Annotated in this window: 17 protein-coding genes and 1 tRNA gene; 16 read left to right on the plus strand and 2 right to left on the minus strand. The window is 64.7% G+C overall.

Features of this window, described 5'->3' with window-relative positions:
* Positions 1-74 precede the first annotated feature (74 nt).
* The 4 genes from VGU00_RS15785 to VGU00_RS15800 all read left to right on the plus strand — a co-directional run bounded on the left by VGU00_RS15785 (position 75) and on the right by VGU00_RS15800 (position 6228).
* On the plus strand, positions 75-2666 hold the full coding sequence (locus VGU00_RS15785; protein WP_327470190.1) for a TonB-dependent receptor: 2592 nt from the start codon (positions 75-77) through the stop codon (positions 2664-2666).
* Positions 2667-2743: 77 nt separating this feature from the next.
* On the plus strand, positions 2744-3514 hold the full coding sequence (locus VGU00_RS15790; RefSeq protein WP_327470192.1) for a glucose 1-dehydrogenase: 771 nt from the start codon (positions 2744-2746) through the stop codon (positions 3512-3514).
* 34 nt (positions 3515-3548) lie between these two features.
* Positions 3549-4670: a DUF5938 domain-containing protein gene (locus VGU00_RS15795; protein ID WP_327470194.1), complete on the plus strand. Its 1122-nt coding sequence runs from the start codon at positions 3549-3551 to the stop codon at positions 4668-4670.
* Between the two features lie 13 nt (positions 4671-4683).
* A complete protein-coding gene (locus VGU00_RS15800) occupies positions 4684-6228 on the plus strand; it encodes an AMP-binding protein (protein ID WP_327470196.1) in 1545 nt (514 codons plus the stop codon).
* Here VGU00_RS15800 and VGU00_RS15805 read toward each other — a convergent pair.
* Positions 6225-6896, minus strand: coding sequence for a hypothetical protein (locus VGU00_RS15805; protein ID WP_327470198.1), 672 nt, complete (start codon positions 6894-6896; stop codon positions 6225-6227). The two genes, VGU00_RS15800 and VGU00_RS15805, sit on opposite strands and share 4 nt — an antisense overlap.
* A 161-nt stretch (positions 6897-7057) precedes the next feature.
* Positions 7058-7147 (minus strand) — tRNA-Ser (locus tag VGU00_RS15810).
* A gap of 148 nt (positions 7148-7295) precedes the next feature.
* On the opposite strand from VGU00_RS15810, the gene VGU00_RS15815 reads away from it, so the two are divergent.
* The 12 genes from VGU00_RS15815 to VGU00_RS15870 all read left to right on the plus strand — a co-directional run bounded on the left by VGU00_RS15815 (position 7296) and on the right by VGU00_RS15870 (position 19105).
* On the plus strand, positions 7296-8357 hold the full coding sequence (locus VGU00_RS15815; protein WP_327470201.1) for a lytic murein transglycosylase: 1062 nt from the start codon (positions 7296-7298) through the stop codon (positions 8355-8357).
* A complete protein-coding gene (locus VGU00_RS15820) occupies positions 8341-9342 on the plus strand; it encodes a septal ring lytic transglycosylase RlpA family protein (RefSeq protein WP_327470203.1) in 1002 nt (333 codons plus the stop codon). Before VGU00_RS15815 ends, VGU00_RS15820 begins: the two co-directional genes overlap by 17 nt.
* Before the next feature lie 11 nt (positions 9343-9353).
* The gene (locus tag VGU00_RS15825) at positions 9354-10607 is read left to right on the plus strand and encodes a D-alanyl-D-alanine carboxypeptidase family protein (RefSeq protein WP_327470205.1); all 1254 of its coding nucleotides are present in this window, start codon (positions 9354-9356) and stop codon (positions 10605-10607) included.
* Positions 10604-11221 carry a dTMP kinase gene (tmk, locus tag VGU00_RS15830; protein ID WP_327470207.1) on the plus strand — a complete coding sequence of 206 codons (618 nt, stop codon included), beginning with the start codon at positions 10604-10606 and terminating at the stop codon, positions 11219-11221. Before VGU00_RS15825 ends, tmk begins: the two co-directional genes overlap by 4 nt.
* Complete coding sequence (locus VGU00_RS15835) at positions 11212-12201, plus strand: DNA polymerase III subunit delta' (RefSeq protein WP_327470209.1); 990 nt, start codon at positions 11212-11214, stop codon at positions 12199-12201. Before tmk ends, VGU00_RS15835 begins: the two co-directional genes overlap by 10 nt.
* Positions 12202-12239: 38 nt before the next feature.
* Positions 12240-13835 carry a methionine--tRNA ligase gene (gene metG, locus VGU00_RS15840; protein WP_327470211.1) on the plus strand — a complete coding sequence of 532 codons (1596 nt, stop codon included), beginning with the start codon at positions 12240-12242 and terminating at the stop codon, positions 13833-13835.
* Positions 13835-14611, plus strand: coding sequence for a TatD family hydrolase (locus VGU00_RS15845; protein WP_327470213.1), 777 nt, complete (start codon positions 13835-13837; stop codon positions 14609-14611). The genes metG and VGU00_RS15845 overlap by 1 nt, the downstream gene beginning before the upstream one ends.
* Before the next feature lie 13 nt (positions 14612-14624).
* On the plus strand, positions 14625-15389 hold the full coding sequence (locus VGU00_RS15850) for an MBL fold metallo-hydrolase (protein WP_327470215.1): 765 nt from the start codon (positions 14625-14627) through the stop codon (positions 15387-15389).
* Positions 15386-15562 carry a hypothetical protein gene (locus VGU00_RS15855; protein WP_294029530.1) on the plus strand — a complete coding sequence of 59 codons (177 nt, stop codon included), beginning with the start codon at positions 15386-15388 and terminating at the stop codon, positions 15560-15562. Before VGU00_RS15850 ends, VGU00_RS15855 begins: the two co-directional genes overlap by 4 nt.
* Before the next feature lie 272 nt (positions 15563-15834).
* Entirely contained in the window at positions 15835-16416 is a 582-nt protein-coding gene (locus tag VGU00_RS15860) for an ANTAR domain-containing response regulator (protein WP_327470217.1), read from the plus strand.
* Positions 16413-17624, plus strand: a complete 1212-nt coding sequence (locus VGU00_RS15865; protein WP_327470219.1) for a CmpA/NrtA family ABC transporter substrate-binding protein — start codon at positions 16413-16415, stop codon at positions 17622-17624. The genes VGU00_RS15860 and VGU00_RS15865 overlap by 4 nt, the downstream gene beginning before the upstream one ends.
* A gap of 248 nt (positions 17625-17872) precedes the next feature.
* On the plus strand, positions 17873-19105 hold the full coding sequence (locus tag VGU00_RS15870) for a nitrate/nitrite transporter (protein WP_327470221.1): 1233 nt from the start codon (positions 17873-17875) through the stop codon (positions 19103-19105).
* Position 19106 lies beyond the last annotated feature (1 nt).

Genomic DNA, 19106 nt, shown 5'->3' on the forward strand with positions numbered 1-19106 from the left:
CAGGGTCGGCGCCATAGCCTCGCTAACTATCGAAGGGTCCACACAGAATGGTCCCGAACCATGGGAGAAGAGGCGTGACGAAAAGAGCGATTCTGGCTGGTTGCCTGTCCACCACCATGTTGTTCGGATGGCAGGGCGTTGCCTTTGCACAAGAGCCGGAAGCCGCGCCCGAAGCCGGCAGCGGCGGCATCGCCGAAATCGTCGTCACCGCGCAGAAACGCGCACAGAATTTGCAGGATGTTCCCGCCGCGGTGTCGGCGATCGGCGGCGATGCGCTCGCCGCGCGCGGCATCAACGAAACCTCCGACCTGATGGGCGCGGTGCCGAGCCTCCAGATATCAACCCCCTATGGCAAGACGCAGCCGAACTTCTCGCTGCGCGGGATTTCGGTCGCGAACGAATTTTCGGCGTCCACCGCATCGCCGGTCGGCGTCTATGTCGACGAAGTCTACCAGAGCTTCCGCGCCAGCCACGGCGGGCAGCTATACGATATCGACCGCGTCGAGGTGCTGCGCGGACCGCAGGGCACGCTCTATGGCCGCAACACGACGGGCGGCGCGATCAGCTTCTTCACCCGCAAGCCGGAACTGGGGGCGGACGAGGGCTATTTCACCATCGGTTATGCCAATTACGACACCAAGACGGTCGAGGGCGGCTTCGAAAAGACGCTGATCCCCGACGTGCTCGGCATTCGCGTCGCGGGGACGGTCGCGAAGGGCGACGGCTGGCAATATAATCCGGCGCAAGGCCGCGATGCGGCGACAACCGATTCGATGGCCGGCCGCATTTCGCTGCGCTGGAAGCCGTCCGATACGCTCGACATCAACCTGAAAGTCTATGCGGCGAAGGACGATCCGTGGACGGCCAACGCCTATTCGATCGGCCAGTTCGCGAACGGCGAGGATATCGTCGGCTATTCGCGCTTCAATCCTGCGATGAACGGCGGCCGCGCGCTCGGCAAGAACGAGGTGTCCGCCGATCAGGGTGGCAAGTCGCTTTCATCGTCGAAGGGCGTCGCGCTCAACATCGCGCTGGAGCTCAACGACTATTTCACACTGACCTCGATCACCGGCTATGACACGGGCAAATACAGCATCTCGCCGAACGACTGCGACGGCTCGCCGCTCAATGTCTGCTCGATCCGGTTCAACAGCCGCAGCAAGAATTTCAATCAGGATCTGCGCCTGAACTATTCCGACGACAATATCGATTTCGTCGGCGGCCTCTATTACGGCAAGGACACAATCAAGACGCGCAACGAGCCCGACTTCTTCGGCGAATTGCGGCCGCTGCTGCTGGGGCTGGGCGTTCCCGGCAGTTACAATAACGCCCCGATCGGGACTCCCGACTCGATCCGCGTGCTGCCCGCCTTCGCGCTCGATCCAACGCTGACTCCGGGTTCGGCCGGCTTCTGCGATCCCGTTGTCGTCAACCCGAACGGCTTTTTCGATGCGCGAACGCTGGTCGCGTACCAGACCGATGCCGCGATCAACAACAGCGGCAACTTCCCGGCGGGCGGCGCCTATTATCAGGGATGCCTTGCCGCCGGCGCTGGGCCCTTCGGGCCGATCATGGGCGAACAAAGGTTCGACATCCAGCGCCCGTCGAAGGCGATCTATGGCGACCTCACATGGAAGGCCACCGACAAGCTGACCGTGGCGGTCGGCCTTCGTTACACGATGGACAAGGTGAAGTTCCGCAACGGCAGCACGATCATCTACGCGCTCGACGGCGTGACGCCGGTGGTCAACCTGATCCCCTATGCCTTCCCTTATGATCCCAACCTGCCGACGACGAACCTGCAGGAAAAGGCGAACCGCCTGACCGGCCGGGCGAATGTCAGCTACCAGTTCACCGACGATATCATGGGTTACATCCAGTACAGCCGCGGTTATCGCAGCGGCAGCTACAACGGCCTCGCCTATCAGGGCACGAACCAGGTCTATTATATCAAGCCCGAAAAGGTGAACGCCTATGAAGGCGGCCTGAAGACCCAGTTCCTCGACCGGCGCGTGCAGCTCAACCTCGCGGGCTTCTATTATGACTATTCGAACCAGCAGACGACGCAGGTCGTCGGCGCTACCACCTTCACGCGCAGCGCCAACGGTCGCGTGTGGGGCGGCGAGGCCGAACTGACCGTCGCGCCGGTCGACGGGCTGCAACTCAATGCGTCGTTCGGCTATCTCAACAGCAAATATAAGGGCAATGTCGTCGACCCGAACGATCCCGCGACGCAGTTCACCCGCAACGTCAACGGCAATCCCTTCCCGAACGCGCCGAAGGTCACGTTCAACGCGGGGTTCGACTGGGACATCTTCGACAAGGGCGACAGCAAGCTGACGTTGCGCGGCGACGCCAGCTATATGGGCAAATATTATTTCGATGCCTTCGGCGACTACGGGCTCGATCCGTGCGACAAGCCCGGCGCACCCGGCGCGGTCCGCCTGGCCGGCGTTGCCTTCACCTGCGGCAATCCGGGTTACTGGCTGCTCAACAGCCGCCTGACGTACAAGGCCAACGACAATCTGTCGGTGAGCGCATGGGTCAAGAACCTGACCAACAAATATTATTACACCTACGGGCTCAACATCGACGTCTTCGGGCTCGATTATCTGAACCGCGGTACGCCGCGCACCTACGGCGTCGAAGCGACGTTCAGCTTCTGAACCTCCCGGAGCAGGGAACGGCGGACACCCCTCCCGTCCGCCGTTCCCGACCCCGAAATTTGACAGAGGAGCGTCGTATGATGCGATTTACGGGCAAGAGCGTATTGATCACGGGGGCGGCAAGGGGCATCGGGCTCGCTGCCGCGCAGGAATTTGCGCGCGAGGGCGCCTCGGTGACGATCACCGATATCGACGCCGACGAGGCCGAAACCGCCGCCGCGGCGATCCGCGCCGAAGGGCTGAAAGCCGAAGCGCGGTGGCAGGACGTCGCCGACGAAGCCGGATGGACCGCGCTGATCGCCGATGTGGTGGCGCGCGAGGGCAAGCTCGACATCCTCGTCAACAATGCCGGCATGGGCTTCCTGAAATCGGTCGTCGAGACCGACCTTGCCGAATGGCAGCGGTTGATGGCGGTCAATCTGGAGAGCGTTTTCCTTGGCGTTCGCGCCGGCATCGAGGCGATGAAGGAACAGGGCGGGACAATCGTCAACGTCGCCTCGATCGCCGCGAACGTCGCCGAGCCGCTCTTCCCTGCGTACAACGCCAGCAAGGCCGGGGTCGCGATGCTGACCAAGGCGGTCGCGGTCGATTGCGCGCGCAAGGGCTGGCCGGTGCGGATCAACTCGCTGCACCCCGGCTATTGCGAGACCAAACTGGTCGCCGATGCGGTCGGCGCGCTGGGCGACGAGGCGGCAGGCTTTGCTGCCGCGACCGCCGCCGCCATTCCATTGGGCCGGATGGCGACGACGCGCGAGATCGCGCGCCCGCTGTTGTTCCTGGCCAGCGACGACGCCGCGTACATGTGCGGCAGCGAGCTGATCGTCGACGGCGGCTACACCGCGGTCTGACCGCACACATTATCCAGAGAGGGATTGGGGTATCATGAGCAAGAAACCGGTCATCGTCTATGGCGCCTCGGGCTACACCGGCCGCCTCGTCTGCGAATATCTGCGCGAGCTGGGCATTCCCTTCATCGCCGCCGGGCGTGACAAGAAACGCGTGCAGGAGGTGATGGACAAGGTCCCCGGCATCGAGACCGCAGATTATGAGGTCGCCGAGGTCGAACATAGCGTCGAGGCGCTGACCAAGCTGTTCAAGGGCGCAAAGGTCGTGTGCAACATGGTCGGCCCCTTCATCAAATATGGCCCCGAGACCGTCGAGGCGTGCCTTGCCGCCGGCGTCCATTATCTCGACACGACGGGCGAGCAGGACTGGATGATGCTCGCACAGGAAAAATGGGGCGAGGGTTTTGCGAAGAAGGGCCTGCTCCTCTCGCCGTGTGTCGCGCACATGTACACGACGGGCGAGATCGCGGCGAACATCGCGCTCGAAACCATGCCCGGGCTCGACACGCTCGACATGCTCGTGCTGTGGAAGGGCTTCCCGACCTATGCCTCGGTCCAGACGATCTTCACCATCCTCAAGGCCGACTGGTATTATCTTGAGAATAATCAATATGTGCAGTGGCCGACGCTGACCACGACCGAGTGCCAAGTTCCCGGCCAGCATGCCACCGCGCTCACCCTGCCGTGGGGTGGCACCTCGCATCCCTTGTGGTTCAAGGACGACCCGCGTGTCTCGACGGTCAAGGTCTATGGCGGCGTCTTCGCGCGCGAGGTGATGGACAATGTCGTCAACATGACGAAGATGATCGATACCGACATCAAGCCCTTGCCCTTCGAGGAACAGGAGGCCGCGTTGTCGAAGATGGCGGAATCGGTGCAAGGCGACATGCCGCCGCGCGAAAATCCGCGGCTCAATACCAGCATCGATTCGGTCTATGCCTCGGGGCCGCTCGGCCGCGTGCATGTCCTGCTGCACGGCAATTGCAATTACAAGCAGACCGGATTGATGCAGGCTTGGGCGGCGGCAAACCTGCTGCAGCAGGCGCCGCGCCGCGCCGGTTTCGCATCGGCGTGCCAGGCGTTCGGGCATCGCGAGATATTCGGCGCGCTGCGCCAGTTCGGGCTGGTGCTGAAGCCGATCGTCACGGTCCACGACTGAGGGGAGGGCGGCGATGCGGCTGGTTGACTGGCTCGACAAGGGGGCGTCGCTGGGTCCCGAAGCACCGTGCCTGACGATGGACGGCAAAAGCCTGTCCTATTCGGAGGTACAGGCGCTGACGCACCGTGTCGCACGCGGGCTGAACGGCACCGGGATCACGCCCGGCAAGCATGTCGCGATCCTGTCGGGCAATGATCCCATCGCCTTTGCCTGCGTCTTCGCCATCTCGCGCGCCGCCGCGGTCTGGTGCCCGATCAACCCGCGCAACGAGGCGACGGAAAATGCCTATGTCCTCGATAACTTCGACTGTGCGGCGCTGTTTTTCCATAGCAAATTTACCGAACTGGTCGATGCGTTGCGCAAGGACCTGCCGAAGCTCGAGCAACTCGTCTGCCTCGACGCCGAACAGTCCTTCGCTCCCTCGCTCGACCAGTGGCTGGCGGGTGTCGCCGAAGTCCCGTTCGCGGCGGCGCCCGTCAGCGACCTGGCGATGCTGCCCGGAACCGGCGGCACCACAGGGCACCCCAAGGGGGTGATGCTCACCAACCGCAACCTCGAGGCGATGACCGCGCTGACGCTGATGGGTTATCCGTTCGAGGGGCGGCCGGTCTATCTCGCGATGGCGCCGCTCACCCATGCGGCGGGCGTGCTCGCCTTTCCGATCATGGCGCATGGCGGCGAGATCGTGATCATGCCCTATCCCGACATCGGCGAGTTCCTGACTCTGGCGTCAAGGCACCGCGCGACGCACGCCTTCCTGCCCCCGACGCTGATCTATATGCTGCTCGATCATCCGGCGTTGCCCGCGACCGACCTCTCCGCCATGCAATGCTTCTGGTACGGCGCGGCGCCGATTTCGGCAGCGCGGCTCGAAGAGGCGATCGGCAAGCTCGGCCCCGTGATGGCGCAGCTTTTCGGGCAGACCGAGGCGCCGATGATGATCTCGATGATGGCGCCCAAGGATCATTTCAACCCCGACGGCACGGTCGCGCGCCATCGCCTGTCGTCGGCGGGCAAGCCCGGCCCGCTCGTCCGCGTCGCGATCATCGATGCCGAGGGCAGGGAAGTAGCGCAGGGCGAGCGCGGCGAGATCGTCGTGCGCGGCAGCCTCGTCATGGACGGCTATTACAAGAATGCGGCGGCGACCGCCGAGGCGACGGTGAACGGCTGGCACCGCACCGGCGACATCGGTTATCTCGACCCCGACAATTTCCTCTTCATCGTCGACCGCGCCAAGGACATGATCATCACCGGCGGCTTCAACGTCTATTCGGCCGAAGTCGAACAGGCGCTGCTCGCGCAGCCCGCGGTGCAGGACGGCGCAGTCTTCGGCCTGCCCGACGACAGATGGGGCGAGCGCGTGTGCGCGGTGGTGCAGCTGCGGGCAGGGCATAAGGCCGACCCCGACGAGTTGATCGCCGCAGTCAAGGCCGCGATCGGCAGCGTCAAGGCGCCGAAGGAGCTCGAAATCTGGGACGACCTGCCGCGCTCGAAGGTGGGGAAGGTGCTGAAGAAGGATATTCGGGCGGCGAAGTTGGGGAGGTTGTCGAACGATTAGAGCCGCCCCGTGTTGTTGGTAATCCGGTTCAGAGCGGAGTGCGCAGAAGGGAAAGTGTCATAGGGCTCGTTGAGCGGCATCTCGGCAATCGCTACAATCTGATACTTTCCATCTCGACGAGGTCCGCGCACTGCCAACGATGGCTTTTCGTCTGCTTCGTTTCCGGCTCCGCCGTAACAATCGACGAGCGACTGGAAGCTCATGACATAGCAATCTCTTGCCATGTTCCAGCTTTCAATATCCGCCGCGCTCAGATTGCGAAGGTGAAACTTGATCGTTTCCAGCCAGTTTTTTTCCGCTTCCAAATGATCCTTCTTCCATGGATAAAACCATCGGCGTAGTTCCCGCCTATATCTTATAAGCCAAAGCCATAGCTCCTCGAGTACCCACATTTTGTGCGAGACCAGCTTTTTCCGCGCCTCCAATTTATCGTTATTTGAGTAGGTCGTGCCGTAATGCTGGATTTCCAGCGTGAGCATCTCACGAAACAGGGCATTTATGTGATTTTGTTGGCCTTGGCGATTGCTGGACCGATATGCAAGAAAAGCGATTACGACCGAAATCGCACCGACAATTGTTGCCATTTTTGACAATTCGTCGAGCATTGATCCGGCTTGGTCGCTTAATGTAACAAACCACACTGCAACGCCGATTCCGGCATCTCCCATAAGCCCCCCCACAAGATCTTTGAAGCCGTCTACTTAAAGGAAATTTCTATATTTCAAATCTAACTACGGATTTTTTGATGACATTATAAACAAGGTCGCGAATCTTGCTTAACCGCGACACTTTTATGTCGCCAGCCAGTCGATGAAGTTGGACGCGTAGCTGGCGGACAGGGTGGGATTCGAACCCACGGTGAGCTTGCACCCACGGCGGTTTTCAAGACCGCTGCCTTAAACCACTCGGCCACCTGTCCTATGCCCGCCGCCATAGCGCGCGCCCGCGCGGCGGCAAGCAAAAGATGACGGCATTCCGTCCACCGCGCGTATGACTCGGCCCGTCTCGCGCCGGGGTGGCCAAGCCGCTCGCATCTGTGCGAGACACGCCCTATGGGTGGGGACATCATGCACGCTATCATTTTCAGAATCAGACGCCTTTTCGCCTTTGCCGCCGCCTTCCTGTCGGCGTGGCTGCTCACCGCATCGGCGCCGCTGCACGCGCAGAGCGGCGACAGCGGGTTCGACGCCTATGTCCAGTCGCTGTGGCCGAAGGCGCAGGCGCGCGGCGTGTCGCGCGCAACGTTCGACCGGGTGACGGCAGGGCTGAGCTATAATGCGCGCGTCGTCGCGCTCGACCGCGACAATCTCGGCGCGCCGCCCAATCCGAATACGCCGATCCCGGCCTTTGCCCCGTACCGGATCAAGCATGTCGACGCCGCGCGCATCGGCGGCGGGCGCCGCGTCCACGACCGGCTGCTGCCCTTGCTGTCGCGGATCGAGCAACGCACCGGCGTGCCGACAAGCATCATGATCGCGATTTACGGCCACGAAACCGCCTATGGGCAGGTGACGGGCAATTTCGACCTGCCCGAAGCGCTCGCGACGCTCGCCTATGAAGGGCGCCGCCGGTCGCTGTTCGAGCCCGAGCTGATCGCGACGATGGTGATGGTCGAACGGGGCGTGCCGCGCAGCGCGCTCAAAGGCAGCTGGGCGGGGGCGTTCGGTTACCCGCAATTCCTGCCGTCGGTCTATCTGCGCGTCGCCGAGGATGGCGATGGCGATGGGGTCGCGCGCATCTGGTCGAGCGAGGCCGATGCGATCGAATCGATCGGGTCCTACCTGCGCAACGCCGGCTGGCGCGCCGGCCAGCCGTGGGGCGTCGCAGTGACGGTTCCCGCGGGCTTCAACCGCGGCGCGGTCGCCAACCGGCTGACCCCGACGCGCTGCCCGCGCGTTTTCGACCGTCACAGCCGCTGGCGCTCGATGGCCGAATGGCGCGCGGCGGGCCTCCAGCCGGTGAACGGCCGCTGGCCCGACGGCAATATCCAGGCGACCTTGCTCGAACCCGATGGCCCCGGCCGGACAGCCTATTTGCTGACTGGTAATTATCGTGCGATATTGGACTATAATTGTTCCAATTTTTACGCACTATCTGTGGGGTTGCTGGCGGATGAAATCGATCGTTAAGGGCGGGGGCCTGTTGGCCGGGGCGATGGTGATGCTCGCCGGCTGTGGCAGTTTCGATGGCAAGCGCGAAGGCGGTCCGGCGGCGGGCCCGGCACCGGCATCCGCCGCGTCGGGCGTGGTCGACGGGCCGGTCAAGATCGGCGATCCGTACAAGGTCGGCGACACGACCTACACCCCCGCCGACGTCGCCGATTATGACGAGGTCGGCTATGCGAGCTGGTATGGCGAAGAGCTTGCCGGGCGGCCGACCGCGAACGGCGAGACGTTCGACCCGGCGGGGATCAGTGCGGCGCACAAGACGCTGCCGCTGCCAAGCTATGTCGAGGTGACCGCGCTCGATACCGGGCGCACCATCCTTGTCCGCGTCAACGATCGCGGGCCGATGGCGAACGACCGGCTGATCGACCTGTCGCGCGGCGCCGCCGACCAACTCGGCCTCAGTGAAGGCGTATCGGCTGTGCGCGTGCGCCGGACGAGCCCGCCCGCCGCCGAACGCGCGCAGCTTCGCGCCGGCGGGCCGGTTCGCGAGCGGATCGCGACGCCCGGCTCGCTGCTCGCGATCCTGCGCGGAAAGGTGAAGGACCTGCCCGTTCCAAAGGGCGTGGCGGCCGCTCCCGCCCCCGTTGTGGCGCAGCCGGCGGCACCGATTGCGTCGGGTAAGGCCAAGCCCGGCGACGACCGTTTCATCGTCGAAGGGCCGGGAACGACGAAGCCCGCCGCAAAACCCGCACCGGCGGCGAAGCCGGCGCCTGCCAAGCCCGCGCAGACGGTCATCGGCGGCAAATATGTCGTGCAGGTCGGCGCGTTCAGCAGCGAGGCGCGTGCCAACGCCGCCGCCAAATCGGTCGGCGGATCGGTGGCGAAAGCGGGCAAGCTCTGGCGCGTGCGCATGGGGCCCTTCGCGAGCGATGCCGAAGCGCAGGGGGCGCTGGGCAAGGCGAAGGCCAAGGGCTTCCGCGACGCAGTGGTCCAGCGCGACCGGTGACGGCCGGGCGCATGCGGCAGATCCATGGTTTCGCGAAAGGCGGCGCGGCGGTGCTGACGTTCGCCGCGCTGGCGATCGCCTTTCCGGCGGCGTCGGCGGGCGACGCGCGCCCGAAGAATGCGCCGGTTAAAAACGCGCCGGTGAAGAATGGCCCTGTGAGCCGCCCGCTTTACGTCACGCAGGCGCCGATCGTGATGCTGAAGGATCTCGATTCGGGTGCGATCCTCTTTTCGCGCGGCGCCGACAAACGCTTTGCCCCCGCCTCGATGGCGAAGGTGATGACCGCCTATGTCGTGCTCGACCTGATCAAGAAGGGCGAGCTCAGCCGCGACAAGCAGTTCACCGTCGGCGAGGCGACGTGGAAGAAATGGAACGGCAGCACCGGCGGGTCGACGATGTTCCTGCGCCCGAAGGAAAAGGTGTCGGTCGACGAACTTCTCAAGGGGCTGATCACCGTTTCGGGCAATGATGCGGCGGCGGTGCTCGCGGTCGGGATCGACGGCAGCGAAGAGGCATTCGTCAAAAGAATGAATGTCGTAGCGGCCGACATCGGGATGACGTCGAGCCGGTTCGGGACGCCCAACGGCTGGCCCGACGGCGGCGTGACCAAGGTGAGCGCGGCCGACCTGATCACGCTCGCCGACCGGCTGATCCGCGACCATCCGGTCGGCTATGCGCGCTATTTCTCGATGCCGAAGCTCCAGCACGGCACCTCGCCCGACGGCAAGCCGATCGTCCAGCCCAACCGCAACCCGATCCTCGGCCGCTTCGAGGGCGCCGACGGCCTCAAGACCGGGCACACCGCCGAAGCGGGCTATTGCTTCCTCGGTTCGGCGAAGCGCGGCGGCCGCCGGCTGATCATGGTCGTCGCAGGCATGAGCAGCGAAAAGGCGCGGCGCGACGAGGCCGAGCGGCTGATGACATGGGGTTTCGACGCGTGGGAGGGCCGCGAACTGGTGCCCGCCGGCGCGCGCGTCGGCCGCCTCGACGTCGGCAAGGGCGCGAAGCCCGCGGTCGCGACCGAAACGGGGATGGCGGTGCGGATGACAGTTCCCAAAGGCTATGCCGGGGGCTACCGCGTCGTCATGCGTTCCCATGCTCCCCTGTCGGCGCCCGTCACGCGCGGGACGCCGGTGGCCGACCTCATCGTCACGCCCGACGGCCTGCCGCCGCAGACGACGCCGCTGCTCGCCGCCGCGGACGTCGGCGAAGGCGGGTGGTGGGCGCGCGCACGGACGGGATTCTACCGGCTGACCGGACTGTGACCGGGCGCTTCATCACGCTCGAAGGTGGCGAGGGGGTCGGCAAGTCGACGCAGATCCGCGCGCTCGCCGCCGCGATCGAAGCGCGCGGGATCGAGGTCGTCGCGACGCGCGAGCCCGGGGGCAGCGCGGGTGCCGAAGCGATCCGCTCGCTGCTGATGGAAGGCAGCGACGACCGCTGGGATGCGCGCAGCGAAGCGTTGCTCTTCGCCGCCGCACGCGCCGACCATGTCGCGCGCCTGATCCGCCCGGCGCTGGCGCGCGGCGCTTGGGTGCTGTGCGACCGCTTCGTCGATTCGAGCCGCGCCTATCAGGGCGGCGGCGGCGGGATCACCGACGCCGACCTGATGACGCTGCACGGCTTCGGGTCCGAAGGACTGCTTCCCGACCGGACCTTCCTGCTCACCGTGAGCGCCGACGAAGCCGCCCGGCGGCTGACCGAGCGCGGCGGCAGCGACCGCATGGGTAGCAAACCCGCCGATTATCAGGCGCGGCTCGCCGCACGCTTCGTCGAAATGGCCAAGGCCGAACCCGACCGCTGGCGGATCGTCGATGCCGATGCGCCCGCCGAAAGGGTGACGGCGGCGATCCTGGCGGAACTCGATGAATGGCTCTGATGATCGGCCATCAGGATGCCGAAAAGGCCTTTGCCGAAGCCTGGCAGGGCGGGCGGCTGCATCACGCCTGGCTGCTCGCCGGGCCGCAGGGGATGGGGAAAGGCGTCTTTGCCGAACGCGTCGCGCGCTTCCTCGTCACCCACGGGCGCGGTGGCGACGGGCAGGCAATCACCCTCGACGATCCGGGCGACGAAGCGGCGGGGCGGCTGGTCGATGCGGGAAACCATCCCGAAATCCTGCGCCTGGCGCGCCAGCCCAAGGACAAGAGCAAGGAACTCGCGCGCAACATCACGATCGAACAGGTGCGCCAGATGATCCGCCGCCTGCACCTGTCGCTGTCGCTCGGCGAATGGCGCGTGATCATCGTCGACGCGGTCGACGACCTCGAGACCGACGGCGCCAACGCGCTGCTCAAGACGCTCGAGGAACCACCGGCAAAGACGCTGTTCCTGCTCGTCAGCCATTCGCCGGGGCGTTTGCTGCCGACGATCCGGTCGCGGTGCAGAATGCTGCGTTTTCAACCTGTTGACCGTGACGTCATGACGGCGTGGCTGCACGAATTGCGCCCGATGCTCGAAATGGCCGAGGTCCGCGCGATCGTCGCCGCGTCGGGCGGGGTGCCGGGCAAGGCGCTGGCGCTGATCGACAGCGACGTCGCCGCGATGGAAAAGAAACTGCTCGCCATCGCGACCGGTGGCGACCCCGAAAACCGGCTGCGCGAAGCGCTCGCGCGCGAGGTCGGCGGGACGAGCAATCGCGCGCGGCTCGAACTGGTGATCGATATCGTTCCGGGACTGCTCGCACGGATCGCGCGCGAACGCCCCGTCGCCGAGATCGCGCCCGTCCTCGCGCAGTGGGACCGCGTCCAGCGCACAGTTCGCGACGCGATCCGTGGTTCCTACGACGGCGCGATGGTCGGGTTCGAAATCGGAAACTGCCTCGCCGAACTTGCGCCAAGGGCGGGCCAGCCGGCACGCTGACGCTTTCCCTTGCGCGCGCCAGCGGCTAAGGCGCGCGCATGTCCGAAAACAAAGCCCCCTTCTACATCACCACCGCGATCAGCTATCCCAATGGTCGCCCCCATATTGGCCACGCCTATGAAGCGATCGCCACCGATGTCATGGCGCGGTTCCAGCGCGCGCGCGGCCGCGACGTGCGGCTGACCACCGGCACCGACGAGCATGGCCTGAAAATGTACCAGACGGCGCGCGACCAAGGCCGCCCGACGATCGAGCTCGCCGACGAAATGTCGGGATATTTCCGTGAGATGTACGCCAAGCTGAATATCAGTTTCGACCATTTCATGCGCACGTCGGACCCCGCGCATCATGAAGCGTCGCAGGCGCTGTGGCGCGCGATGGAGGCCAATGGCGACCTGTACCTCGACCGCTATGAAGGCTGGTATTCGGTCCGCGACGAGGCGTTCTACGACGAAAGCGAGCTCGTGCAGGGGGAAGGGGAGACCAAGCTCTCGCCGCAGGGCACCCCGGTCGAGTGGACGGTCGAGGAAAGCTGGTTCTTTCGCCTGTCGAACTATCAGGACAAGTTGCTCGCGCTCTATAACGAAAATCCCGACTTCATCCGCCCCGAAAGCCGCCGCAACGAAGTACTGCGCTTCATCGAGGGCGGGCTCAAGGATCTCAGCGTTTCGCGCACCAGCTTCGACTGGGGCGTGCCCGTCCCGGGTTCGCCGGGCCATGTCATGTATGTCTGGGTCGATGCGCTCACCACCTATATGTCGGCGCTCGGCTTCCCCGATCGCGATAGCGAGTGGGGCAAGTTCTGGCCCGCCGACATCCATATGATCGGCAAGGATATCGTTCGTTTTCATACGGTTTACTGGCCAGCCTTCTTGATGAGCGCGAAGCTGCCGCTGCCCAAGCAGGTCTTTGGGCACGGCTTCCTGCTCAACCGCGGCGAGAAAATGTCGAAGTCGCTCGGCAATGTCGTCGACCCGATGGAACTCGCCGAGCGCTTCGGCGTCGATGCGCTGCGCTATTACCTGCTGCGCGAAGTCAGCTTCGGCCAGGACGGCAGCTATTCGGCCGAGGCGATCGTGCGCACCGCCAACGCCGACCTTGCGAACAGCTTCGGCAATCTGGCGCAGCGCAGCTTGTCGATGATTTTCAAGAATTTGGACGGCGTTCTGTCTAACGACTGGATAGCTGCAGAGGATGATATCAACCTGATCGCGGACGTGTCCGATATGGCGCACACGCGCCTGCCGCGCGAATTCGAACAGCTCGCTTTCTCGGTCGGCATCGAGGACTGGATCCGCGCCGTCTTCGCGTGCAACCAATATGTCGACACGCAGGCGCCGTGGGCGCTCCGCAAGACCGATCCCGACCGCATGCGCGCGGTGTTGATGACCCTGTTCCAGGCGGTCCGCACGCTGGCGATCGCGATCCGCCCGGTCGTGCCGGCGGCGGCCGACAAGCTGCTCGACCAGATGGGTATCGCCGCGGATGCGCGCGATTCCGCCGCGCTGGCCGATATCGACTGGTTCGCGAAACTGGCGGCCAGCGGCTTCACCGTTAGCCAGCCGGTCCCGATCTTCCCGCGCCTCGAACTGCCCGCCGACGAAATTGGCGGAGAAGGGGAAGGGGAGGCCTGATGCTCGTCGATTCGCACTGCCACCTCAATTACAAGGGGCTTGCCGAGCAGCAGGGCGAGGTGCTGGCGCGCGCGCGGGCGAAGGGCGTCACCGCGATGCTCAACATCGCGACGCGCGAAAGCGAGTGGGACGATGTGCTCGCCGCCGCCGAAGCCAATGCTGATGTCTGGGCGAGCGTCGGCATCCATCCACACGACGCCGACCATCATCCCGACGTCGACACGGCGAAGCTGGTCGAGCGCGCAGCGCACCCGCGCGTGATCGGCATCGGCGAGACCGGGCTCGACTATTATTACGACAAGAGCGACCGCGTGCGGCAGCAGGACAGTTTCCGCCGCCACATCCACGCGTCGCAGGCGACCGGATTGCCGATCATCGTTCACACGCGCGACGCCGAGGACGACACGCTGGCGCTGCTCGGCGAGGAGATGGGCAGGGCGGTCTTCCCCGGCGTGATCCACTGCTTTACCGCGAGCGACGATTTTGCGCGCAAGGCGCTCGACCTTGGCCTCTATATCTCGATCTCGGGGATCGTGACGTTCAAGAACGCGGCCGATCTGCAGGCGACGGCGAAATGGCTACCGCAGGACCGGCTGCTGATCGAAACCGATTCGCCCTTCCTTGCCCCCGTCCCGCACCGCGGCAAGACCGGCGAGCCCGCGTTCGTCGCCGACACCTTGTCCTTTCTGGCGGATCTGCGCGGCGCGGATCGCGAGGCGCTGTCCGAGGCCACAAGCATCAATTTTTACACGCTTTTTTCCAAGGCGGCGCCATGACGTCACATTCGTCGTGAAGGTTCGTGTTCTCGGTAGCGGCACCTCTTCGGGTGTCCCGCGGCTCGGCAACGACTGGGGCCAGTGCGACCCCGACAATCCGCGCAACCTGCGCAGCCGCGCCTCGATCCTGATTTCGCTCGGCGGCTTCCGCATCCTCGTCGACACGAGCCCCGACATGCGGCTGCAATTGCTCGCGGCCGAGGTGGGCGAGGTCGATGCCGTGATCTGGACGCACGAGCATGCCGACCACACCCATGGGCTCGACGACCTGCGCCAGGTGATGCACCTGCGCGGTTCGGCGGTGCCCTGCTACGCGCGCTATCATGTCCTTGAGACGCTCAAGTGGCGCTTTTCCTATGCTTTTGCAGGCAATGCGGGCTATCCCGCGTCGGTCGATGCGATCGACCTGCTCGATCATCAATCGATCGGACCGATCGAAGTGTCGGCGATCGAAATGCCGCACGGGCCGATCAAGGCGAGCGGCCTGATCTTCAGCGACGGCGCCCACAAAGTCGCCTATGCCACTGATTTTTCTAAATTCACCGACGAGATGGTCGATTTCTTTCAAGGCGTCGACCTGTTCGTGATCGACGCGTTGCGCCGCTATCCGCATCCGACGCATCCGCATCTTCAGATGACGCTCGAAGCGCTGGCCAAGGTCGGCAATCCGCGCGCGATCATCACGCATATGGACAATACGATGGATTATGACGACCTTGCGGGCGAATTGCCGCCGGGCGTCGAGCCCGGATATGACGGATTGGAGGTGCAGCTATGACCGGAGACACGACCGTCCAGATCCTGTGGTTTGCCGGCGCGTTCGCGCTGGTGCTGAGTTCGCTGCTCGCGCGGCGCTTGCCGATGGCCGACTGGATCAAGATGGCGCTCGCATGGGTGGCGATCTTCGGACTGGTGTTTCTGGTGATCCGCACATGGCAGGCGGTGACCTGACGCAGGGGCTTCTCCCCGCGATGCCACTTAATTTAACATAATATATATTATCGGATAAATGTAATCCGCTTCCTGAGCTCGACAATGGCTCGCCTCACCCATTTACCTGCCGCTACAGCCTGCAATCCAATGCACGACGCAAACGGCTTGCCCGCGCCTCCGCTCGGCGGATGGAACCGAAAATTACAAGCTTTGCCGGCTTTTCGCTTACAAAAGCTCTCGCAGGCGAAAGTCACTGGCAGATTTGTGCGCCGCAGCGTAAAGGCGCGATCATGAGGATCGCGATCATCGATACGAGCACGACGCGCGCCGCCATCATTTCGGATGGCCTGCGCGAAGCCGGCCTCGACGACCTCATGCTCATCGATCCTGCGGGACCGCTGGTCGCGCAGATAGAAGCTGCCAAGCCCGAGGTTGTCCTTATCAATCTCGAAAACCCGAGCCGCGACCTGCTCGAGGATTTCTTCGCCATGTCGCGCGCGCTGGCGCGGCCGATCGCCATGTTCGTCGACCAGAGCGACGCCGAGGCGACCGGCGCTGCGATCGATGCCGGGGTGTCGGCCTATGTCGTCGACGGACTGTCGAAGCAGCGGATAAAGCCCGTGATCGACCTCGCCGTGCGTCGCTTCCAGGCCTTCTCGCGACTCCAGCGCGAACTCGACGATGCCAAGAATGCGCTCGCCGAGCGCGCGGTGACCGACAAGGCCAAGGCCATATTGATGAAGCGCCGACAGATCGATGAACCCGCAGCCTATGCGTTGCTCCGCGGCCAGGCGATGCGCACCAACCGCCGCATTTCGGAAATCGCAGAAGCGATCGTCACCAGCGAAGCGCTGATGGGAGACATGGAATGACCGGCGAGCGTTTCCGTATCGGCTTCCTGCCGCTGGTCGACGCCGCGCTGCCGATCCTCGCGCACGAACTCGGCTTTGCGGCCGCCGAGGGCGTCGCCATCGACCTTGTCCGCGACATGACCTGGGCGACCGTGCGCGACCGGTTGCTCTATGGCCATACCGATGCCGCCCACATGATCGCGCCGCTTGCCATCGCAACAACGCTCGGGAAAGACCGGCCCGCCGTGCCGCTCGCGGTACCCTTCGTTCTCGGTCTCAACGGCAATGCCGTCACCTTCTCCGCCCGGCTCGCGCATGAGGTTGGACTGGGCGGCGCGCTAGGCGATCCCCTCGCCATCGGCGCAGCGTTGAAGCGCATCGCCGCCGACAGGGCTGCGGCAGGTAAACCGCTGCGCTTCGGCGTCGTCCATCGCTATTCGAGCCACAATTACATGCTGCGCTATTGGCTCGCTGGCGTCGGCATTCGTCCCGATCAGGATATCGAAATCGTCGTCACCAGTCCGCCTTTCGCCGCCGATGCGCTCGCGGCGGGCGAGGTCGATGGCATCTGCGTCGGTGAACCGTGGAACTCGATCGCGGTCGATCGCGGGGTCGGGCATATTGCATTGGCAACGGCACAGATCTGGCGCCGCGGCGTCGAGAAGGTGCTCGCGATGCGCGAAACTGTTCTCGATGAACGCCGCGACGCGATCGAAGCGCTCGTCCGCGCGCTGCATGCGGCAGCGGCGCATTTCGTCGAACCCGGCGCGGCCGAGGAAAGCGCCGGCATATTGGCGCGGCCCGAATATCTCGATGCGCCGCGCGATGCCATATTGCGCGCGATTACCGACCGCATCCGCCTCGTCCCCGGCGGCGAGCCGATCCACTATCCCGACTTCATGTTCCAGTATCGCGAGGCCGCCAACTTCCCCTGGCGCAGCCAGGCCGCGTGGCTCTACTCGCAGATGGTCCGCTGGGACTATATGGCGTTCGACGCAAGCGAGGCCGCCGCGGCCGGCCATGTCTTCCGGCCCGACGTTTATCGCGCCGCGCTTGCGGGGTCGGGTGCTCCCCTCCCCGGCGCGAGTTCGAAGCTCGAGGGCGGGCTCGACGAACCGATCGGCGCGGGTTCGACGCAGGGCCGCCTCACGCTCGGCAGCGACCGTTTTTTCGACGGCCGCGCCTTCGATCCCGACGATATCGAGACCTATCTTACTGAACTTCCATAGCTTTCATCATTTTGCTGCACCTGCGAAATGAGCGCTTGCGGCAACTCGGCGAATCAGGCAGTTTAATCGCACTCGGCAAGGCTGCCGGGGCAGGACAAGGCGGCGCCGGTTCCAACGAGGGGATCGAACCGCAGGCGGACGGGGAGCCTTTTCCCCGATATCCCAACAGGCAATGAAGCCGTCAGGATGCGCCCGCGTGGCCGCCGTCCTGGCGGCTTTTTTATTGCCCGTCACAAAGGGGACGGACGATGACGACTGCAACCTCGGGCGCCACGGCACCCAAATCGGGCTTCTGGGCGAGCGGCCACTGGCCGACACTGGTCGCCGCCTTTCTCTATTTCGACCTCGCTTTCATGGTTTGGGTCATTCTTGGTCCCCTCGCCCCCGCCATTTCGGAAGGCCTTGGCCTGACGCCAGCGCAAAAGGGGCTAATGGTGGCTGTCCCGACGCTCGCCGGTGCAGTGCTGCGCGTCGTCAACGGGTTGCTCGTCGACCGCATCGGACCGAAACGTGCAGGCGCGATCAGCCAGCTCATCGTCATCGCGGGGTTGTTCACGGCGTGGTTCTTCGGCGTTCATAGCTTCACGGGCACGCTTGCGCTCGGCGTGATCCTCGGTTTTGCGGGCGCGAGCTTCGCGATCGCCCTCCCCCTCGCCAGCCGCTGGTACCCGCCCGAGCATCAGGGCAAGGCGATGGGGCTAGCCGGCATGGGCAATTCGGGCACGGTGCTCGCCGCGCTCTTCGCCCCGGGTCTCGCCAAGCTGTTCGGCTGGAACGCCGTGCTCGGCCTCGCCTGCATCCCGCTGACGATCGTCTTTTTCGTCTATCTCATCATGGCGAAGGACGCGCCGAACGCGCCGGCGCCGAAGAAGCTGATCGACTATTTCGAGCCGCTGAAGACCGCCGACGCCTGGTGGCTGATGGCCTTTTACTCGGTGACCTTTGGCGGCTTCGTCGGGCTCGCCGCCTCGCTGCCGATCTATTTCACCGACCAGTTCCACCTGACCCCGGTGATGGCGGGCTATTGCACCGCCGCCTGCGTCTTTGCGGGGTCGCTGGTACGGCCGATGGGCGGCGCGCTCGCCGACCGCATCGGCGGGGTGAAGGCGCTGATGATGGTGTTCGTCGTCGCCGCGCTCGCGCTCGCCGGGGTGCCGCAGGCCGCGACGCTGCCCGCCGCGCTCGGCCTGTTCGTGATCGCGATGCTCGCGCTCGGTACGGGCAACGGCTCGGTGTTCCAGCTCGTGCCCCAGCGCTTCTCGGCCGAGATCGGCGTGATGACGGGCCTTGTCGGCATGGCGGGCGGGGTCGGCGGCTTCTACCTCGCCTCCTCGCTCGGCTTTGCAAAACAATGGAACGGCAGCTTCGCGCCGGGCTTCTACATCTTTGCCGGATTGGCGGTGCTCGCGCTGGTGGCATTGATGTTCGTCAAGAGTCACTGGCGCGCGACCTGGGGCGCCGCCGAAGGCGTGCGGATCTAAA

The organism is Sphingopyxis sp. (assembly GCF_035944815.1).
Taxonomy (GTDB): domain Bacteria; phylum Pseudomonadota; class Alphaproteobacteria; order Sphingomonadales; family Sphingomonadaceae; genus Sphingopyxis.